The following is a 19230-nucleotide window of genomic DNA, read 5'->3' on the forward strand; positions in this document are numbered from 1 at the left end:
GCGCGGCGGCCCCCCCCCCGCCCGGCCGCCGGCCCCCCGCCCCCGCGCCCCCCGCCCCCCCCCGCGGGCCCCCGCCGGCGGCCCGACGCCGTGCTCAGGCCGAGCGGCCCGACGTCGTGCTCAGGCCGGCTGCGCGCGCCCCGGCCGCCGGCTGTTCAGGCCGCGCAGGCCACCAGCTCGCGGGTGCGGCCGGGCAGATCCGGCGTGCGGTCGGAACAGCGCACCGGGACCACCCGGTGCAGGCCGGTCACCCGCAGCACCCGGGCCACCACCGGGTCGGGGTCGGTGAGCACCAGCTCGCCACCGCGGGCCCGCACCCGCAGGTGGGTGGCGACCAGCGCGCGCACCCCGGCGGCGGAGAGCAGCCGCACACCGGACAGGTCGACCCGCAGCACCGGCCGGGCGGGCGCCGCCCAGAGCGCGGCCCGGAACGCCGTCACGGAGGCGATGTCGATCTCGCCGACCGGACGCAGCTCGACCATGTGATCGTGCACGTCAGTCACCACGTGGAGGCGCTCAACGCTGTGTACCATGCGGCCAAACCTACCCGCCCCCACCGACATTTCCCGACCTCACGGCCGGTGGTTCCGGGTACTGTCCGGGACCCGACCCCGAGCCGTCTCAGGGTCATCCCGCAGTCCCCCGCCACGCCCCCCTGGCCGGGGCGAAACGCCGTCGAGGGCTGCCGCACGCGGCGCCGCCGGGCCACAATGAGCCGATGGCCGTCCCCCGCCCGCGTGCCCCACTGCTGATCCGGCCGGTCCGCGAGCCGGCGACCGTGCCGCCACCGCTCACCGGCCCCTGGGCACCCGCCGACACCCGGCTCGACCGGGCCGACCTGCTGCCGCTGCCGGCCGGCGGGCACGGCCCGGAGGACGTCGTGGTCGACGGCGAGGGCCGGGTGGTCAGCGGCGACGAGGACGGCCGGCTCTGGTGGTGGCCGGCCGACTCCCCGCCCGGCACGCCGCCCACCCTGCTGGCCGAGACCGGCGGACGACCGCTGGGCATCGAACGGGATCCGGTCGACGGCGGGTTGCTGGTCTGCGACGCGTACCGGGGGCTGCTGCGGGTCGACCCGGCCGGCCGGGTGCACGAGCTGACCGGGGCCGCGCCGCCGGTGCACCTGGCCGACAACGCGGCGGTGGCCCGCGACGGCACCGTTTACTTCACCGACTCCTCCGACCGGTTCCCGCTCTCGCACTGGAAGCGCGACCTGCTGGAACACCGGCCCAACGGGCGGGTGCTCGCGTACGACAGGCGCACCGGCCGCACCGACGTGGTCGCGGACGGGCTCTACTTCCCCAACGGGCTCGCGCTCACCCCCGACGAGTCGGCGCTGATGCTCGCCGAGACCGCCACCCACCGGCTGCTGCGGGTGGACCTGCCCGGCGGGCGGGCCACAGTGCTCACCGACCTGCCCGCGTATCCGGACAACGTCTCCGGCGTCGGCGACGGCACCTACTGGGTCGCGTTGCCCAGCCCTCGGCTGCGGGCCATGGAGCGGCTGCTGCCGCATCCCCGGGTCCGGCAGATCGTGGCCCTGCTGCCCGGCGCGGTCCAGCCGCAGCCGCGCCGCTACGGGCTGGTCGCGCTTGTCGACGGCACCGGCCGGGTGCTGCGTACGCTGCACGGCCCGAGCGGGGCGTACCCGATGGTCACCGGCGTGCGGCAACACGGCCGCCACCTCTGGCTGGGCAGCCTGACCGCGACCGGCGTGGCCCGCGTCGACCTGGACTGAGCGCGGCGCGGGACCGGCCCGCGCGGACGCGGGCCGGCCCCGGGGCCGTTCCTCCCCAGGTTCAGCCGCCGCTGTTGCTCCGCGAGGGGGACGGGGCCGGTGACGACCCGCCGGCCACCGCGCCCGGGTGCGGCGTCGGGCTCTGCGTGGGCTTCAGCCCCGCCGGTACGGGCAGCGCGCTGCCCTTGGCGAACTCGTCCCAGCCGACGTTCCAGGCGGTGAAGCCGTTGCCCTGGTCGAGCTTCACCTCGGTGCCCTTGACCGTCACCAGGTCACCGACCTGCGTGAAACCCATCAGCCAGTCCGCGGCGGTGGCCGAGACGTTCGTGCAGCCGTGTGAGGTGTTCGTGGAGCCCTGCTCCCCCTCCGACCACGGCGCCGAGTGGATGAACTCGCCACCCCAGGTCAGCCGCTGGGCGTCGTCCACGTCGACCACGTAGCCGCCGTTTGGTTCGCCCCGCGTGTCGAACGTGGTGTGCTCGTGCTTCTCCATGATCACCATGGTGCCGCTGGACGTCGGCGTGCTCTCCTTGCCGAGACTGACCGGGATCTTCTTGACCGCCTTGCCGTCCTCGTAGACGGTCATCTGCTTGGTCCCGTTGTCGATGTCGAGCGTCACCTGCCGGCCGACCTTGGCGCTCGCGACCCGGTCGGCGTCGCCGACCGTCTCCTTGCCGATGGGCAGCCCCTCCAGTGCGCTGCGCACACTGATCTTGGTGCCCGGTTTCCAGCGGTCCGGCGCCCGGTACTCGGCCTGCTTGCCGTCGGCCACCCAGGACCAGGTGCCGGGCTGCGGCGGGTCGGTCTTCACGAACAGCCGGCGCTGCACATCCGCGCGGGCCTCCTTGGGAATCGGCGGGTCGAATCCGAGCACCACGGGCATCGCCGTCCCGTACGTCTGATTCGGCCGGAAATACAATTCACTGGTGACTGCCGGTTTGGTGGATTTGGCCATCGTCGTGAACGTCGTCTTCTGCGTGGCGGTCCTGCCGGAATCGCCGGTCGCGGTCACCTCGGCCGTGTACGTCCGGGAATTGGCGAGCGGCCGGTCCGGCACCCAGCCGGAGCCGTCCTCGCGGGGCTGAGCCGGCACGGCGTTGCCCTTGTCGTCGGTCAGCTTGACGGCTGTCACCTTGCCGTTGCTCACCCTGGCACCCACCTCCGCGCTGATCGGCACGTCCCGGGTGCGATCGGCCGGCGTCACGGCGACCGACGGCGGCGGGGCCGCCTCGGCCCGCTTCGCCATCGACTTCGGGCCGGCGGTGCACGCGCCGACCGCCAGCGGTGCGGCTGCGACGGTCATCGCGAAAAGCGTCAGTCGGCGCCTCGCAAACATATTTCGCCCCCCATTTCCGAACCCTCTCGCCCACATTCTGTAGGCCCGGGATCGCGCCGTGGCACCTTCGGCGGAATTGCTCGGAAACGGCTGCGCGAATCATGCCGGACAGGCGATACCCGTCCCCGGTTGCGCCCCACGCGCTCTCCGCCCCGGTCCGGCCGCCGACGGTCGATCATGAAGTTACCGGCGCACGGTGTCCGGTTCCTCCCCGTCAACCTCATGATCGACGGAGCGAGGGCGGGAGGGCCGGAGAGATCTTGGTACGAGACGGTCCCCATAGGGGCACTTTCCTACCAAGATCCGACCCGCCCCACTGCGATCTCGCAGTTGCGGCCCTCGAGAAGGGTGCGAGTCGGGCACATCGTGGGCAGCAAGTGCACGATCGCGGGCCGAGGGCGGGGCGGGGGACGCGCGCGGCCCCGGCCCTCAGGGGGCCGGGGCCGGGGGGCGGACGGTCAGACGTTGGCTACCAGGAGGGCGGGCTGCTCGACGCAGTCGGCTACGTGGCGCAGGAAGCCGCCGGCCACACCGCCGTCGCAGACGCGGTGGTCGAAGGTGAGGCTGATCTGGGTCACCTTGCGGACGGCGAGCTGCCCGTCCACCACCCACGGCTTGTCCACGATCCGGCCGACGCCGAGCAGCGCCGCCTCCGGGTGGTTGATGATCGGCGTCGAGCCGTCCACGCCGAACACGCCGTAGTTGTTGAGCGTGAACGTCCCCCCGGTCAGCCGGGCCGGCGGCAGCGTGCCGGCCCGGGCCGCCGCGGTGGTCTCGGCGAGCGCGGCGGCCAGCTCCCGGGTGGTGAGCCGCTGCGCGTCACGCAGCACCGGCACGACCAGGCCCCTGTCGGTCTGCGCGGCGATGCCCAGGTGCACACCGGCGGACTGGATGATCCGCTGGCCCTCGGTGTCGACGTGCGCGTTGAGCTGCGGGTACTTCCGCAGGCCGCTGAGGCAGATCCGGGCCAGCAGCGCCAGGATGCTCACCGGCGTGTCAGGCGTGGCCGCGTTGATCGCGGCGCGCGTCTCCAACAGGCCGGTGGCGTCCACGTCGACCCAGATGGTCACCTCGGGGATCTCCCGCCGGCTGCGGGAGAGCTTGTCAGCGATCACCTTGCGGATGCCGGTGAGCGGGATGACCGTGTCGCCGTCACCGGCCGGGGCGAGCCCGACGTGGGCGGCCGGGGCGTCCGGCACCGCGGCCAGCCGGGCAGCCGGAGCGGGGGCGGCCACGGCGGCGTCCAGGTCGGCCCGGCGGATCACACCGCCCGGCCCGGTGCCGCGCAGCGACGCCAGGTCGATGCCGTGCTCCTTGGCCAGCCGCCGCACGATCGGCGAGATGACGAGCGGCGCCACCGCCGGTCCGCCGGTCTGCGGCGACTCAGCCGCGCGGTCCGCCGAGGCGACCGTGCCGGCCTCGGGGGCCAGCGCCAGGCGCGGACGGCGCCGCCGCCGACCCGTGCCGCCGTGGCCGGTGCCGTAGCCGATCAGGACGTTGCCGGAGCCGGCCCGCTCCTCCTCGCGGTAGGTGGCGTGCGGGTCGGGCGCGTCGTCGAGCGGGGCGATGGTGATCAGCGGCTGGCCCACCGGGCGCACCTCACCGGCCGCGCCGTGCAGGGCCACGACCCGGCCGGCGTACGGGCACGGCACGTCGACGACGGCCTTGGCGGTCTCCACCTCGACCACGCTCTGGTCCACCGTCACCACGTCGCCGACGGCGACCCGCCACTCGACGATCTCCGCCTCACTCAGCCCTTCCCCGAGGTCGGGCAGGAGGAAGTCCCGGTTCCCCACAGCCGTGGTCATGCCGTGCTGACCGGGCATGCCCTCACGGCCCTCGCTCCGCTCGGTGCGTTCGGTCATGCTGAGCCGGCCGGGCATGCCCTCACGGCCCTCGCTCCGCTCGGTGCGTTCGGTCATGCCGCCACCCACCGCGTGTCGGGCTGGTCGTCCCACTGGAGCCGGGCCACGGTGTCCAGCACCCGGTCGACCGAGGGCAGGTGGGTGTGCTCCAGCATCGGCGCCGGGTACGGGATGTCCAGCCCGGACACCCGCAGCACCGGGGCGTGCAGCGCGTGGAAGCAGCGTTCCTGCACCCGGGCGGCGATCTCCGCGCCGACCCCGGCGAAGCCCTGCGCCTCCTGGATCACCACGCACCGGCCGGTACGGCGTACCGAGGCGGTGACTGTCGCGTCGTCGAACGGCACGATGCTGCGGACGTCGACGACCTCCAGGTCCCAGCCCTCCTCGCGGGCGGCCTCGGCGGCAGCGAGCGCGACAGGCACCGCCGGCCCGTACGCGACGAGCGTGGCGTCGGTTCCGGGGCGGCGCACCACGGCGGTGCCGAGCGGCGCGGTACGGGCCGGCAGCTCCGCCTCGGCGCTGGTGAAGTAGAGCTTCTTGGGCTCCAGGAACACCACCGGGTCGGGGTCGTCGATGGCGGCGCGCAGCAGCGAGTACGCGTCGTCCACGGTGGCCGGCGTGACCACCTTCAGGCCGGGGGTGTGCGCGTAGTACGCCTCGGACGAGTCGCAGTGGTGCTCCACGCCGCCGATGCCACCGGCGTACGGCACCCGGATGACGATCGGCACGCTGAGCGCGCCACGGGTGCGGTTGCGCAGCTTCGCCACGTGTGAGGCGATCTGCTCGAACGCCGGGTACGCGAACGCGTCGAACTGCATCTCCACCACCGGCCGCAGCCCGGACATGGCCAGGCCGACGGCGAACCCGACGATGCCGGCCTCGGCGAGCGGGGTGTCGAAGCAGCGCTTGTCGCCGAAGCGGGCCTGCAGCCCGTCGGTGATCCGGAAGACGCCGCCGAGCTGGCCGACGTCCTCGCCGAACACGACGACCCGCTCGTCGTCGAGCATCGCGTCGGCGAGCGCCGCGTTGAGCGCCTTCGCCATGGTCATGGTGGCCATCAGGCGTCCCCCTCCGCGTCGGCGGCCAGCTCGGCCCGGACCATCTCGCGCTGCTCGACGAGTTGCGGCGTCGGCTCGGCGTACACGTGGTCGAACAGGCTCAGCGGGTCGACTGTGGGCTGGTCGTCCATCCGGCGGCGCAGCGCGGCGGCGTACTCCTCGGCCTCCGCCGCGACGGCCGCGACGGCGGCGTCGTCGAGCGCGCCCTTGGCCCGCAGGTACGCCTCGAGCCGGGCGATCGGGTCGCGGTCGCGCCACGCCTCGACCTCGTCGGCGTCGCGGTAGCGGGTCTGGTCGTCGGCGTTTGTGTGCGGCTCCATCCGGTACGTGTGCGCCTCGACCAGGTAGGGGCCCTTGCCGGCGCGGGCGTGCGCGACGGCGCGTTCCAGCACGGCCAGGACGGCCACCGGGTCGTTGCCGTCGACCTGCTCGCTGGGTACGCCGTAGCCGACGCCCTTGTAGGCGAGGCTCGGCGCGGCGGTCTGCCGCGACAGCGGCACGCTGATCGCGTACTTGTTGTTCTGCACCAGGTAGACCACCGGCGCCTTGAACACGGCGGCGAAGTTGATGCCCTCGTGGAAGTCGCCCTCGCTGGTGGCGCCGTCGCCGATGAACGCCAGCGCCACTGTGTCGCGGCCCTGGTACGACTCGCCGTAGGCCAGCCCGGCGGCGTGCACGCACTGGGTGGCAAGCGGCGTGCACTGCGGCGCGGTACGGGTGGCAGCCGGGTCGTACCCGCAGTGCCAGTCGCCGCGCAGCAGCGTGAGCACCTCGACCGGGTCGAGGCCGCGCGCGGTGAGCGCCATCGACTCGCGGTAGGTGGGGAACACCCAGTCGCTGTCGCGCAGCGCGAGGACGCCGCCGATCTGGCACGCCTCCTGGCCACGCGCGGACGGGTAGACGGCGAGGCGGCCCTGCTTGGTGAGCGCGGTGGCCTGCACGTCGAAGCGGCGGCCGACGACCATCCGCCGGTACATCTCGCGCAGCGTCTCGACCGGCGGCTCCGGGTAGTCGTCGCGGGCCGGCAGCGGGGTCCCGTCGGGTTCGAGCAGCCGGACCGGCTCCCGCTGCGGCATGAAGCCCGCCGACGGGTCGGGTGCGGCCGGGGTGGACTTCCGGCGGGTGCGCGGGGATGCCCTGCGGACCGCCTGGGGTGTGGTCGTCACGGCGGGGACCTCCTGGACGTGTGGTGGCCCTATGCTCCCGGTCGTGGATGATTGACTCAACAAGCGGGATGAACGCGGGACGAATGGCATGGGAGGGTGGCCGAGGTGAGCCAGGAGACCGGCGCCACACCGGGCGCGGCGGGCGGAACGGGACGTTCGGCCGGGCCGCTGGACGAGGTGGATCGGCGGATCCTGCGCGAGCTGGTCCGCGACGCCCGCACCTCCATCCGTACGCTCGCCGAACGGGTGCACGTCTCGCGCACAAACGCGTACGCCCGGGTGGAGCGGCTGCTGCGCGACGGGGTGCTGACCGGGTTCACCGCGCGGGTCGCGCCGGAGCCGGCCGGGCTGGGCACCTCGGCGTACATCGCGCTGACCATCGAGCAGAACACCTGGCGGGAGGTCTCCGCCGAGCTGGCCCGGGTGCGCTACATCGAGCACGCGGCGCTGCTCAGCGGCGAACACGACGTCCTCGCGCTGGTCCGCGCGCCGGACAACGCGACGCTGCGGGACGTGGTGCTGGACCGGGTGCAGAGCATCGCCGGGGTGCTGTCCACCCGCACCTGGCTCGTGTTCGAGGAGTTCGACGGCACGCAGAGCCCCTGGGACTGACCGCCTCAGCGTTCCGGCGGCGGCTCCAGCCCTTCGGCGTCGGCCCGCTCCAGCAGGGGTGCCAGCGAGTACCGCCGCCCGTCCAGCCCGGCGTGCGGGTCGCCGCGCCCAGCGAACCGCGCGGGCATGCTGACCACGTCGAAGTCCTCCGGGCGGGCCTCGTCCAGCTCGGACCAGTCCAGCGGCGCCGAGACCAGCGCCGCAGGTGTGGGCCGGATCGAGTACGCCGACGTCATGGTGTGGTCGCGTGCCATCTGGTTGTAGTCGACGAAGACCGGCCGGTCCCGCTGGTCGCGCCACCAGGTGGTGGTGACCAGGTCGGGCAGGCGGCGCCGCATCTCCAGGCCCAGCGCCAGCACCGCGCGCCGGCACTCGCCGAAGCTCCAGCGCGGCTCGATGGAGACGTAGACGTGGATGCCGCGCCCGCCGGTGGTCTTCGGGAAGCCCTCCAGGCCCAGCTCGGTCAGGAACGCGCGCACCTCGTGGGCCACCGGCACCACCTGCGCGAAGTCGACACCCGGCATCGGGTCGAGGTCGATGCGCAGCTGGTCGGGGTGTTCCACGTCGTCCCTGGACACCGGCCAGGGGTGGAAGCGCAGCGTGCCCAGGTTGACCGCCCAGATCACCACCGCAAGCTCGCTCGGTGCCACCTCGTCGGCGGTACGGCCACTGGGGAACGTGATGTGCGCGGTGCGCACCCAGTCGGGCGCACCGGCCGGGAGCCGCTTCTGGTAGAACGCGTCGCCCTTGTTTGTCTGCCGGGTGGCCACCTTGGCACCCTCGAAGACGCCGCGCGGCCAGCGTTCCAGCATGGTCGGCCGGTCCCGCAACGCGCGCAGGATGCCGTCGCCGACGGACAGGAAGTAGTTGACCACGTCCAGCTTGGTCAGCCCGCGCTCCGGGAAGTAGGGCTTGTCGGGGCTGGAGACGCGGACCAGCCGCTCCCCCACCTGGATCTCCTGCGCCGCCGTGGTCGCCACCGTCACACCGTAGCGACCGGGCGGGACGATGGGGGCCGGCTCACCGGGACTCCGCCGTCACCGACAGCCGGATCCAGGCGTCCACCCAGGCCCGTACCGCCGATTCGCCGGGGTCGGCGCCGAGCATTCCGGCCAGCCCGGCCAGCGTCGAGCCGCAGCGGTCCAGACCGACCCCGGCGAGCCCGGCCGCCGTCGCGCGCAGCCGGTCCGGGAAGGCCACCGGCAGGTGCCGCAGACCGGTGTGCGCGGCCTGCGCGAGCAGCGCCGACGCCGCACCCAGCGCGGCGGCGACCGGGTCGGGCCGGGCGTCGACCGCGCCGGCCAGCCGCCCGTCGCCCACCCCGGGTGCCAGATCGGGTACGACCACCGCGTCGGCGACCACCGCCAGTGGCTCGACGACGAGGCCGTCCGCGCCCCGGCGCACAGTTCCGCTGACATAGCGCGGCGGTCCGTGTGTGCCGTCCAGCGCGGCCGCGAGCGCGTCGAGTGCGCCAGGGGCGGCGGCGTGATGGGTGGCGGTGACAGTCGCCGTGCCACCGTCGGCCCCGGTCACCGTGGCGTCGAGGCGCTGCTCACCTGCCGCGTACCCGATGGCACGCACCTCACCGAGCGCGAGCACCCGCACCGCCTCGGCGGCGGTGCGGGGGCGCAGCAGCCGGGGTGGCCGCCCGGCCAGCTCGGCGGCGAGCGCGTCCGGGTCGCGGGCGACCAGGCCGGGCGGCAGGCCGGACCACTCCCCCGCGCCGGGCGTGACTGTGGTGCGGGACAGCCGGCCGGCGGCGAACCGGAGCCGGTGCGCGGCGCTGCGCACCGCCGACTCGGAGACCACGTTGCCGGTGGCGAGCGCGCCGAGCGTGGCGCCGGTGACCCGCCGCCCGGCCAGCTCGTGCCCGGTGGGCGGGCCGTCCTCGGTGACCGGGTAGGCGCGGCGCAGCACCAGCACCGAGACGGCCGCCGGGTGGGCGAGCACCACGTCCACGCCCACCTCGCCGCCGCCGCACCGGACCCGGGCGCCGAGGCCGGTCAGCCGTACCCGCCGCAGCGGCGTCTCCGCCGGCTCGTGGGTGCCCAGCACCCGCTCCGCCGGGGTGGCGCCGGCGTTCACCACCGCGCGCCGCCGGGCGGGCAGCTCGGCAAGCAGGTCGGCGAACGTCTCCGGCCGGTACCGGGCGCCGCGTGCCGCGTACGCCTCCAGCTGCCCCGCGAGGTCCTCCACCGCCAGCAGCGGCCAGCGCAGACCGGCCGCGTCGAGGTCACGCCGGACCGCAGCGAGCCGGGCGTCCACGCCGGAGCCCAGGTGCGCGGCCCCGGTCAGCAGCACATCCGAGGCGAGCGCCACAGCCGCGTCCAGCGCCGGATGCTCCGTCACGGTGACGGTGCCGCCGACACGTACCTGGGCCTCCTGACGGTCCGGGTGTTCCCGGTCGGCCGCCCGGCACGCCCACACCGCGAGCGCGATCGACTCGCCGCCGTCGTCGGCCGCGTCGCCGCGCGCGTACCCGATCTGGCCGGGCACCAGGAACCGGACGGTGCCGGCGGGCAGCTCCACGCGCGGGACCGGGTCGGCGGCGTCCGGCCGGTGGACCACGGCGGTGTAGCCGCGCCGCAGCCGTCGTCTCGCGGCGGTGAGAGCCGGGGCGCCGATCGCGGCGGCCAGTTCCTCGTCGGTGACGTCGCCCGGCGACCACCGCCACGGCTCGCCCCCGGCCCCGGCGTCCTCCCGGCCCGGTGGGGCCTCCCGATCCGGGGCGGCGTCGTGGCCCGGTGCGGCGTCCCGGTCGGGCGCGGCCCCGCGACCCGGGGCGTCGGCGTGCGTGCGCTGGTAGGTCAGCACGACGGCGAGCAGGTGCCGGCACACGCCCGGCGCGGGGCAGGAGCAGGTCCCGGCCGCCAGGCCACCGCCCACGGGCAGCGTCAGCGTCACCCCGTCCGGGTACGCGGCGCGCACCGCGCCGTCGGCGTCCTCGGTGAGCGCCGGCCGCTCACCGGCGTCGACCTCCCGGATGGCGCGTTTCACCAGGCCACGATTGCTCAGCGCGGCAAGCACGTCCGGGGTGAGCGCGATCAGGTCGTCACGGGTCATCCGGTCCCCCTACCGGCCCACGTGTTCGGCCACGAACGCGGCCAGCTCACCCGGCGTCATGGCGCCTACCGCCGCACCCACGTCGGCCAGCCGTTGCGCGGTGGCCCTGTCGTACGCCGGGTCGGCCTCCTCGTCCAGCGCGGCGAGGGCCAGCACGTGTGTGCCCTGCTCCACGAGCTGCCGCACCGACCGGACCAGACGCCCGGCGTCGCCGCCCTCGTAGAAGTCGGACACCAGCGCGACGATGGCCCGGCGCGGGTTCTCCACCAGTTGCGCCCCGTACGCGACCGCGCGGGCGATGTCGGTGCCGCCTCCGAGCTGCACCTTCATCAGCAGCTTTACCGGGTCGTCCACGTCGGAGGTCAGGTCGACCACGTCGGTGTCGAACGCGACCAGGTGGGTCCGCACGCCCGGCAGCCCCCACAGGCAGGCGGCGGTCACCGCGGCGTGGATCACCGAGCCGAGCATCGAACCGGACTGGTCCACCAGCAGGATCACCTGCCAGCGGTCCAGGTGGCGGCGGGTGCGGGAGAAGAAGTGCGGCTGCCGTACGTGCAGCCGGCGCTCGTCCGGCCGCCAGTGCGCCAGGTTCGCCCGGATGGTGCGCCGTACGTCGAAGTTGCGGGCCTGGCGGAACCGGCTGGGACGTCGCGCCCGCGGCCCGGCGAACGACTGCCGCACCTCGGCGGCCAGCCGCTCCACCAGTTGCCGCACCACCGTCTCGACCAGCTTGCGGGCCAGCCGCAGCACCTGCGGGTCCATCAGGTGCTTGGTGCGCAGCACCGCGCGCAGCAGCGTCGGGTTCGGCTCGACCCGGGCCAGCACCGCCGGGTCGGTGACGACCTCGTGGATGCCGTACCGCTCGACCGCGTCGCGTTCCAGCCGCTGCACCGTCTCCTTCGGGAACAGCCGGGTGATGCCGTCCAGCCAGTCCACTGTGGTCAGGCTGGACGGGCCGGACCCGCCGCGCCGCACGTCGCGGCGGCCGAGTTCGGCGTCCCGGCCGTAGAGCCAGTCCAGCGCGGCGTCCCGGCCGGCCGCCTCGGCCGACAGGCCGCCCAGGCTGTCCTGCGCGGCGTCGCCGAGCACCAGCCGCCAGCGTTCCCGCATCGGGTCGGTCACGTCCGGTCCCCCTCCCACAGCCCCTCCCGGGTCAGCACCGCGTCGACCCGCTCCTCCACCGCGCGGGCGGCGGCCACCAGCAGCGGGTCGGCGTCCAGCCGCAGCAGGTCACCGGAGGGCGCGTCTCCGCCGTGCAGCGCCTGCACGTGCCGGGCCACCTCCGCCCGCTCCCGGGGCGGGAACCAGCCGAACGCCTGCCGCAACGCGGGCAGCGCCACCAGGAAGTCGTGCGCGCCCATCGCGGCGAGCAGCTCGTCCACCACTGCCAGCAGCGCCGCGTCACCGGACACGACCTCCTCCCGGGCCAGCGCGAACAGCCCGGACAGCCAGTCCCCGAGCGTGTCCGGCGCGGCCACGGCCCGGACCGCGCGGGCCGCGTCCGGCACGTCCCCCAACGACCAGGCCAGGCCCAGCGCCGCGCCGCGCAGGTCCGGCGGGGCCGCCGCGTCGGCCGCCACCCGCCCCGCCACTGCGAGCGCGCCGTCCCGGTCGAGCCCGAGCGCCGGTCCGGCGTGGCGGACCGCGTCGCGGACCGCGACGAGCGCGGTCAGCCGTCCCGGGTCGGCCGGTGCGGCAGCCGCCCGCACGCCCTCGACGAGCCAGAGCGCGCGGCGTACGGCGGCGGTGATCAGCGCGCCCAGCGGGGCGGTCCCGGCGCTGCCGAGCAGCCCGTCGTGCCGCCACAGGGCCAGCGCCACGGCCAGCGCCCGGCCCAGCGCCCGCAGGTCGGTGACCGAGCCGGTGGCGCGGGCGATCGCGGTGAGCGTCCGGGTGGAGTGCTCGGGCAACCCGGCCAGCGCGGTGTCGAACAGCGTCGTGGCGAGCGCGTCGACGTCGGCGCCGAGCAGCGTCACCCGCTCCTCGATCCGGGCGGTGACGGCGTCCAGGACGGTCGGCCCGTACCCGCCGGCCTCGATCACCCGGGCCAGCCGGTCCGCCGACGGCGCGGGCGACCAGCGTTCGGTGAGCAGCGCGTCCGCGCCCACGCGTGGGCCGTGCTCGCGCGTGTGGCCGGGTACGTCCAGCAGCCGCAGCCGGTGCAGCAGGCGGCTGCGGGCCAGGTCGTCGGCGACTGTCAGGTCCAGTTCGACCGCCTCGTGCGGATCGATACGGTGCCGTTCCAGTTCCGCGTCGACGTCGTGCACGAGCGGCGGCAGCGGCGTGTCCGGATGCAGGCGGCCCACCCGGTCGCCGCTGAGCGCGGCCACCATCTCCACGACCACCGGGTGCGCGCCGGGCGTCAGGGTGCCCCGGGTCGCCCACGGCAGCGGCTGGTCGAGCGCGTCGGTGACCAGCGCGGAGACCAGCCCGTCGAGCACGTCGACGCGGCCCGGGTGGGCGTGGCCGCGCAGCCGGGCGAGACCACCGGCCATCGTCCGGGCGGCGATCAGGTCGGCGGTGGAGACGGGCTGCCGCCGGGCGCGCAGCCGGGCCGCCACCACCTCGGTGAGCGCCTCGGCGGCCCGGCGCGGGCCGTCCTCCCAGACCCGCTGGTAGTACGCCGGGGACGGCATCCCGGACTGGTATCCGACGAACGCGTCGAGCCGCCGGAACGAGTACGGCACGAGGTAGCTGCCCGCCACCGCGTCAGGCGCCGGGGCGGGCACCTCCGGCCAGTCGTCCTCCTCCGGCCCAGCGCTGTTCGGGCCGGCGCTGTCCGGGCCGGCGCTGTCCGGGCCGGCGGTCAGCCGGACCAGGGCGGGACGGTGGAAGCCGCCGGTCACCACCAGCACCGGACGGCCGGCGGCCCGGCGGCGGGCGGCGCGTACCCAGCGGGCCATGTACGCCTCGCGGGCGGTGTCGTCCTCCCCCGCCGCCGACTCGCCGCGCAGCACGTCGAAGTACGTGTCCAGCCGCTCGGCCAGCCCGTCGTCGGGGCCGATCTCGAACAGGTGGTCCCAGAGCGCGTCCACGTTGTCCACGGCCAGGGTGGCGCAGAGCCGGCGCACCGCCTCGGCGTACCGCTGGTCGGCGTCGGCGTACCGGTTGGCGCGGTCGCTCAGCGCGGGATGCCACGCGGGCAGGTCGATGAAGCGCACCCGCGCGCCCACCTCCCGACCGGCGGTCAGCGCCACCCACTCCGGCGAGTACGCGCAGAACGGGCTCCAGGACGCGTGCCGCCGGGTGCCGTCGCGGTACGCGGTGAACACGGCGATCGGCAGCTCGTGGTCTCCCAGCAGCTCGTCCATCCGCCCGTTCAGGTCCGCCGGCCCCTCCACCAGCACGTACGCCGGCCGCAGCCGGGCCACGGTCTCGGCGACCAGCCGGGCGCAGGCCGGACTGTGGTGCCGGACGCCGAGGAACGTGACGCCGCCGGGCGCCTCGACGGCGCTCACCCGGGCAGCAGGTGCCGGGCGTCGTGCACCGCCCGCCACTGCGCCCCGGAGCGGCGGGACACCTGCTGCTCCAGGTAGCGGCGCAGCCGGGCCAGGTCCTCCGCGTCGTCCTTCGCGGCGGTGCCGGCCAGGCAGGCGACCAGGTCGGCGGCGTCACCGGGCTCGCCGCGCAGGAACCAGCCGCGCAGCCCGACCGCATGCGCCACCGACACCGCCTCGGCGGTGCTCATCACCGCGGACAGCCGTTCCATCGCGTCGCCGCGCTCGGTGACCCCGGTCCGCAGCTCCCGGAACGTGGTGACCAGCACGTCCAGCAGGTCCCGCCGGGGCGGCACCGTCACGCCGGAGCGGCGCAGCAGCTCGCCCGCCTCGGCCTCGACCAGCTCCAGCTCGGTGCCGAGGTCGGGGATCGGGAAGACGGTCTCGAAGTTGAACCGCCGCTTCAGCGCGGCGCTCATCTCGTTGACGCCCCGGTCCCTGGTGTTAGCGGTGGCGATCACGTTGAACCCCTCGCGGGCGAAGACCATGGCGTCGGCGCCCGGCAGCTCCGGGATGGCGAGCACCCGGTCGGACAACGGGGAGAGGAGGCAGTCCTGCACCTCCAGCGGACAGCGGGTGATCTCCTCGAAGCGGACCACCCGCCCCTCGGCCATGCCGCGCAGCAGCGGCGCCGGCACCAGCGCGCGCGGCGACGGGCCGTCCGCCACCAGCAGCGCGTAGTTCCACGAGTAGCGGATCTGGTCCTCGGTGGTCGCCGCGCCGCCCTGGATGGTCAGCGTGGAGTCGCCGCTCACCGCTGCCGCGAGCAGCTCCGACAGCAGCGACTTCGCGGTGCCCGGCTCGCCGACGAGCATCAGCCCGCGGCTGGTCGCCAGCGCCACCAGCGCCCGGTCGATCAGCGACGGGTCGCCGACGAACTTGCGCCGGATCCCGGCCGCCGGGTCGCCGAGGATGAAGCGGCGCGCGGCGCGCAGGCTCAGCCGCCAGCCCGGCGGGCGCGGATCGCCGTCGGCGGCGGCCAGCGCGGCCAGCTCGTCGGCGTACCGCACCTCGGCCGGGGGGCGCTGGGCCCGCTCGGCGGCCGGGTCGAGCGCGGTCACCGGGTCACCTCCGCCAGGTCGCGCAGCACCTCGGAGACGGTGACGTCGTCCAGGTCGCCGAGGCGGACCTTGCCGTCGCGCTGGAACCAGCCGCCGCGTGGCACGTCGTTGACCCAGATCGCCTCGATCTTCTGGTCGGGGAACATGTCCACCAGGCCGACCGCGATGCCGGGGTCGAGGTCGATCACCACGGCCCCGCCGCCGGGGACCTCGCGCTCCAGCCAGCTCTGGATGCCGGCGTCCTGCGGGTCGCCGCGCCGCCAGCCCCGCCGCTCCAGGCTGAGCAGCCGCCCGGCCGGGACCGTGACGCCCGCGTGCCGCCGCAGCAGCTTCTCCGCGCGCTCGGCCTCGTCCAGCCGGTGCACGTCGCGGCCGAGCTGCGGGAACGGCTGGAGGATCTCGTAGTCGGCGAACACCTCCGCCCAGGCCGGCACCGCCGCGCCGAGGCGCAGCGGGTGCGCGATGGTGACGGTGGCGTCATCAGGCAGCGCGTACGTCTCGTCGTCGACGTCGGCGAGCGTGCGGTCCTCAGCGACCCGGAACGCGGTGACCACCTGACCGGTTTCGTCCACAGCGGCCCAGACCAGCCGGCGCACGACGTGCCAGAGCAGCGGGTGGGACAGGAAGTAACGGCGGAAGTCCGCGGCGGGCCAGCGCCGCCCGGTCACCATGGCCGACTCGAAGCGGCGGATCTGGTCGGCGGCGAGCGTGCGCACGTCCTTCTTCAGGCCGGCGAAACGCTTGTGCGCGGCGGGCGCCAGCTCGGCGTCGTCCCGGGCGCCGGGCTTGGGCAGGTCCTTGCGGCGGGCGCCCGCCCCGTCCACCACGTACGGCTTGAGCTGCTCGTCGAAGCCGACGGTGAACCGGCGCGGCCCGTAGTCGAGGACCAGGCTGCCGTCGGCGTCCAGCCCGAGGTCGGGCACCAGCCGGTCGCCGAGCTGCTCGGGCGTCAGGCCCAGCCCGTCGGCGACCTCGCCGACCTTGCGCGCCGCCTGCTCCCGCAGGCCACGGAACTTCACCTTCTGCGAGATGCCGTAGAGGTGCATCAGCGCCACGTCGGTGCCGATCTGCGCCAGCACCTCCAGGCCGGTGACCGCCCGCGCGTGCTGGCTCTCGCCCGGCCAGGCCCGCACCAGCGGCGCGAGCCGCCGGGCTGTCGAGTCGTCGCCGAGCAGCCCCAGCGCGGTGAACACCCAGCCGTCCTTCGACGGCGCACCGGCGCCCTGCCAGCTCTCGAACAGCCCCCAGACGAGCTCCGCCAGGGAGTCGGCGTCGCACACCGCGCGGACGACCTCCACTCCCGGGTACGGCTCGCCGGGCGCGGAGATGGCGAGCATGGTGCAGAGATGGCGTACCGCCTCGGCGGGCAGCGCCGCCGAGCGGTCCCGCAGCAGCACCTGCGGCAGCACCGCCGGGTCCAGCCACGCCGGCAGGCTCGGCATCCGGGCCGGGAGCTGGACCAGCGGGTCGGCGTCGAGCATCGCGGTGGCGGCGGCGAGCGCCTCCTCGCCGTGTTCCCGGGCCACGCCGAGGAGCATGTCGCGGTGCTCCGCGGCGACCAGGCGCAACGCCCGCTCGGCGGCCCGACGGCGCGGCCCGGGCGTGCCCAGGGCGGCCGGCAGCAGCGCCCGCGTGGCGTACTCCGGGTGCCGCCGCAGCCAGGCCCGGGCGACCGGGCGGGCCGTCTTGAGCCGGTCGAGCCAGTCGGCCATCAGGTCGGCCACCTCACCGTCGGCGTACGGCAGCAGCACCTCGCCGACGCTCTTCGGCGCGGTACGGGCCAGGTGCAGCGCGGTGGGCAGCGCGTCCAGCTCGTAGCGCCCGGCGAGGCGGGACATCCACTCGTCGGCGCCCCAGGACTCGGTGGGCCGCCAGGCCGGCAGCAGCGGCCGGGCCAGCTCCTCGGTGGCCCGGACGAAGAAGTGGATCATCGCGTGCCCTCCGGCTCGCCCGGCGGCGACCTCGGCGGCCAGCACGCTCAGGTCGTCGCCCCGCCACCAGCCGGACCAGCGGGGCACGACAGCGGCCCACCGCTCCCGCTCGCCCGGCAGCCAGGCCGTGGCGGACCCGGCGGGCCGGCCCAGCCCGTCCACCACCGGCGGGGTGGTTCGTGAACGCCGCACCGTCCAGGGCGGGGACACGAGCACCGGCGGCAGCCGGTCCGGCCCGGCCACGGGCAGCGCGGACGCCTCGTCACGGACCCTTTTGAGGAGTTCCCGCCGCGCCGGATCCAGCGCTGGCAGCGCCGCCTCGACGGCGGCCGGATTGGCCAGCACGTGGGCACGCAGCAGGGTGGCGGCCTCCCGCGAGGCCGGGCTGCGCCCCTCGGCGGCGGCGGCCAGCAGGCGTACGCCGCGCACCGGGAAGCGGCGCACCATCTCCAGTACGGCGGGCGGGACGTATCTGCGGTCCAGCCGGTCGAGCAGCACCGTCATCGGCTCGTCGCCGGGCAGGGCGGCGAGCAGCGACACGAGCATCCTGTGCCCGTCCGAGCGGGTGTGCTCGTGGTCGAACCACCCGCCCAGCACAGGCGCTATCGGCGGTCCGACCGCTTCCGTGGCGGTGACCGCGAACGCGTGGTCCTGCGTCAACCGGTACACCGACAGCGAGTCGGCGAGGGCGTGGATCGCGTCCGCGTCGTCGACGGCGCACACCAGCAGCCCGGCCAGCGTCTGCCCGCCAGCCCGGGACACGGCGGCGACGTCGTCGGCCACCCACTCCCGTTCGGTGGGCAGCAGGAAGGACGTGACCACCCGTTGCGGCAACGAGCCGGACCGGTACGGGGCGAGCGCGGCGCGGGCCGCGGCGTAGTCGGCGTCGCCGGCCGCCGCGAGGTGCGCGCGGACCCGGCGCAGCACGGCCTGGCGCAGGTGCCAGTGGCCGAAGTGTTCCGGATCCTTCTTCTCCGCGCGGCGCAGCGGAAGCGAGGGCGTCGACCCGCCTGTCACCATGCTCACGGTGATCTGCTCGGTCGCGGCGACCGCCGCGCCGGCCGGGCCGAGATCGGCGACGAGCAGGTCGGCGAGGGCCACTCCCTGCTGGCTGCGGCCGTGGTAGCCGAGCCGCGCGACCACTGCCACCACCAGCGCGGCCCCGCCCAGCGGACCGGGCTCGCCGTCGAGGTAGCGGCGCAGCGCCGGGCCCAGCTCCGGGTCGTCGGTGTCCCGCGCGGTGACGGCGACCGGGTCGGCCACCGAGTCCAGCACCTTCCGGCCGGCGGCGCGACCCTTCGCGGCGGACGGGAGGGCCGGGCCGGGCGTGCCGCCCCGGCGCGGGATCAGCATCCGCCGCCAGGCGGCCGGAACCTCGAACACGTCCTCGTCCGGCAGCCCGCCTGCGGGCGACGTGGCCGGCGACGCCCCGGCCGGGCCGCCACCGGTCGAACCCACACCGGCCGCTTCCGGGTCGTGGCTCGGCTCGGTCGGTTCGGCGGCGGGCACTCCGGTCTGCCCGGCGGCGGGCGCGGCGCTCGTCTCGGCGTACCCCTTGCGCAGTTTCTCCGCGATCAGCCGGTCGGCGTGCGCGGCGGCCTCGGCCGGCGAACCCAGCTCCTTGACCTGTGTGCGGCCCTGCGCGTCGAGGGATCCATAGCGGACCGTCACCGTCGCGTCGCGCTGCCCGACCGCCCAGAACTTGGCCGAACCGCCGCCCACGAACTCGAATCTGCGCACACCGTCTCCTTGATCGCCCGCAGTGTGCGGGGACCATAACCGGCCCCACCGACACCCGTGACGCCGCCGGGCGCGCTACTCGCCGCGCTGGGCGTCGCGGTCCGGGTCCGGGCCGCCCACCCGGCCGGCAGCAGTGCTCCCAGCACTGCCGTCAGCGGCCCGC

General features: G+C 75.5%; 13 protein-coding genes. 2 read left to right on the forward strand and 11 right to left on the reverse strand.

Features of this window, described 5'->3' with window-relative positions; genetic code table 11:
• Nucleotides 1–155: 155 nt before the first annotated feature.
• Nucleotides 156–533: an STAS domain-containing protein gene (locus AB0D28_RS19790; RefSeq protein ID WP_357387667.1), complete on the reverse strand. Its 378-nt coding sequence runs from the start codon at nucleotides 531–533 to the stop codon at nucleotides 156–158.
• A 185-nt stretch (nucleotides 534–718) separates the two neighbouring features.
• Here AB0D28_RS19790 and AB0D28_RS19795 point away from each other — a divergent pair, with 185 nt between their 5' ends.
• Nucleotides 719–1738, forward strand: coding sequence for an SMP-30/gluconolactonase/LRE family protein (locus AB0D28_RS19795; RefSeq protein ID WP_357387669.1), 1020 nt, complete (start codon nucleotides 719–721; stop codon nucleotides 1736–1738).
• A 61-nt stretch (nucleotides 1739–1799) separates the two neighbouring features.
• On the opposite strand, the gene AB0D28_RS19800 is transcribed toward AB0D28_RS19795, so the two are convergent.
• From AB0D28_RS19800 to pdhA, 4 genes are all read right to left on the reverse strand, one after another.
• Entirely contained in the window at nucleotides 1800–3074 is a 1275-nt protein-coding gene (locus AB0D28_RS19800; protein ID WP_357387671.1) for an Ig-like domain-containing protein, read from the reverse strand.
• Between the two features lie 458 nt (nucleotides 3075–3532).
• A complete protein-coding gene (locus AB0D28_RS19805; RefSeq protein ID WP_357387836.1) occupies nucleotides 3533–4882 on the reverse strand; it encodes a dihydrolipoamide acetyltransferase family protein in 1350 nt (449 codons plus the stop codon).
• Nucleotides 4883–4992: 110 nt separating this feature from the next.
• Nucleotides 4993–5997, reverse strand: a complete 1005-nt coding sequence (locus AB0D28_RS19810) for an alpha-ketoacid dehydrogenase subunit beta (protein ID WP_357387673.1) — start codon at nucleotides 5995–5997, stop codon at nucleotides 4993–4995.
• Entirely contained in the window at nucleotides 5997–7196 is a 1200-nt protein-coding gene (gene pdhA / locus AB0D28_RS19815) for a pyruvate dehydrogenase (acetyl-transferring) E1 component subunit alpha (protein WP_357387838.1), read from the reverse strand. The genes AB0D28_RS19810 and pdhA overlap by 1 nt, the downstream gene beginning before the upstream one ends.
• A 72-nt stretch (nucleotides 7197–7268) precedes the next feature.
• On the opposite strand from pdhA, the gene AB0D28_RS19820 reads away from it, so the two are divergent.
• Nucleotides 7269–7775, forward strand: a complete 507-nt coding sequence (locus AB0D28_RS19820) for an Lrp/AsnC family transcriptional regulator (protein ID WP_013286599.1) — start codon at nucleotides 7269–7271, stop codon at nucleotides 7773–7775.
• A gap of 5 nt (nucleotides 7776–7780) precedes the next feature.
• Here the strand turns inward: AB0D28_RS19820 and AB0D28_RS19825 are convergent, their stop codons facing one another.
• From AB0D28_RS19825 to AB0D28_RS19850, 6 genes are read right to left on the reverse strand one after another with little or no spacing between them, the layout of a single operon-like run.
• Entirely contained in the window at nucleotides 7781–8761 is a 981-nt protein-coding gene (locus AB0D28_RS19825) for a DNA primase small subunit domain-containing protein (protein ID WP_357387675.1), read from the reverse strand.
• Between the two features lie 34 nt (nucleotides 8762–8795).
• Nucleotides 8796–10838, reverse strand: a complete 2043-nt coding sequence (locus AB0D28_RS19830) for an SWIM zinc finger family protein (RefSeq protein WP_357387677.1) — start codon at nucleotides 10836–10838, stop codon at nucleotides 8796–8798.
• A 9-nt stretch (nucleotides 10839–10847) separates the two neighbouring features.
• The gene (locus AB0D28_RS19835) at nucleotides 10848–11960 is read right to left on the reverse strand and encodes a VWA domain-containing protein (RefSeq protein WP_357387679.1); all 1113 of its coding nucleotides are present in this window, start codon (nucleotides 11958–11960) and stop codon (nucleotides 10848–10850) included.
• Nucleotides 11957–14296 carry a DUF5682 family protein gene (locus AB0D28_RS19840; protein WP_357387681.1) on the reverse strand — a complete coding sequence of 780 codons (2340 nt, stop codon included), beginning with the start codon at nucleotides 14294–14296 and terminating at the stop codon, nucleotides 11957–11959. Before AB0D28_RS19840 ends, AB0D28_RS19835 begins: the two co-directional genes overlap by 4 nt.
• Entirely contained in the window at nucleotides 14293–15396 is a 1104-nt protein-coding gene (locus AB0D28_RS19845; RefSeq protein ID WP_357387683.1) for an AAA family ATPase, read from the reverse strand. The genes AB0D28_RS19840 and AB0D28_RS19845 overlap by 4 nt, the downstream gene beginning before the upstream one ends.
• Nucleotides 15393–19067 carry a DUF4132 domain-containing protein gene (locus AB0D28_RS19850; RefSeq protein ID WP_357387685.1) on the reverse strand — a complete coding sequence of 1225 codons (3675 nt, stop codon included), beginning with the start codon at nucleotides 19065–19067 and terminating at the stop codon, nucleotides 15393–15395. The genes AB0D28_RS19845 and AB0D28_RS19850 overlap by 4 nt, the downstream gene beginning before the upstream one ends.
• Nucleotides 19068–19230: the final 163 nt, after the last annotated feature.

Origin of the sequence: Micromonospora sp. NPDC048169 (assembly GCF_040652815.1) — a bacterium.
GTDB lineage: Bacteria > Actinomycetota > Actinomycetes > Mycobacteriales > Micromonosporaceae > Micromonospora.

Bases quoted from the DNA above. Each gene is read 5' to 3' on its own strand.
- AB0D28_RS19790 (WP_357387667.1), bottom strand. From the start codon at position 533: ATGGTACACAGCGTTGAGCGCCTCCACGTGGTGACTGACGTGCACGAT.
- AB0D28_RS19830 (WP_357387677.1), bottom strand. From the start codon at position 10,838: ATGACCCGTGACGACCTGATCGCGCTCACCCCGGACGTGCTTGCCGCG.
- AB0D28_RS19795 (WP_357387669.1), top strand. From the start codon at position 719: ATGGCCGTCCCCCGCCCGCGTGCCCCACTGCTGATCCGGCCGGTCCGC.
- AB0D28_RS19805 (WP_357387836.1), bottom strand. From the start codon at position 4,882: ATGACCACGGCTGTGGGGAACCGGGACTTCCTCCTGCCCGACCTCGGG.
- AB0D28_RS19800 (WP_357387671.1), bottom strand. From the start codon at position 3,074: ATGTTTGCGAGGCGCCGACTGACGCTTTTCGCGATGACCGTCGCAGCC.
- AB0D28_RS19810 (WP_357387673.1), bottom strand. From the start codon at position 5,997: ATGGCCACCATGACCATGGCGAAGGCGCTCAACGCGGCGCTCGCCGAC.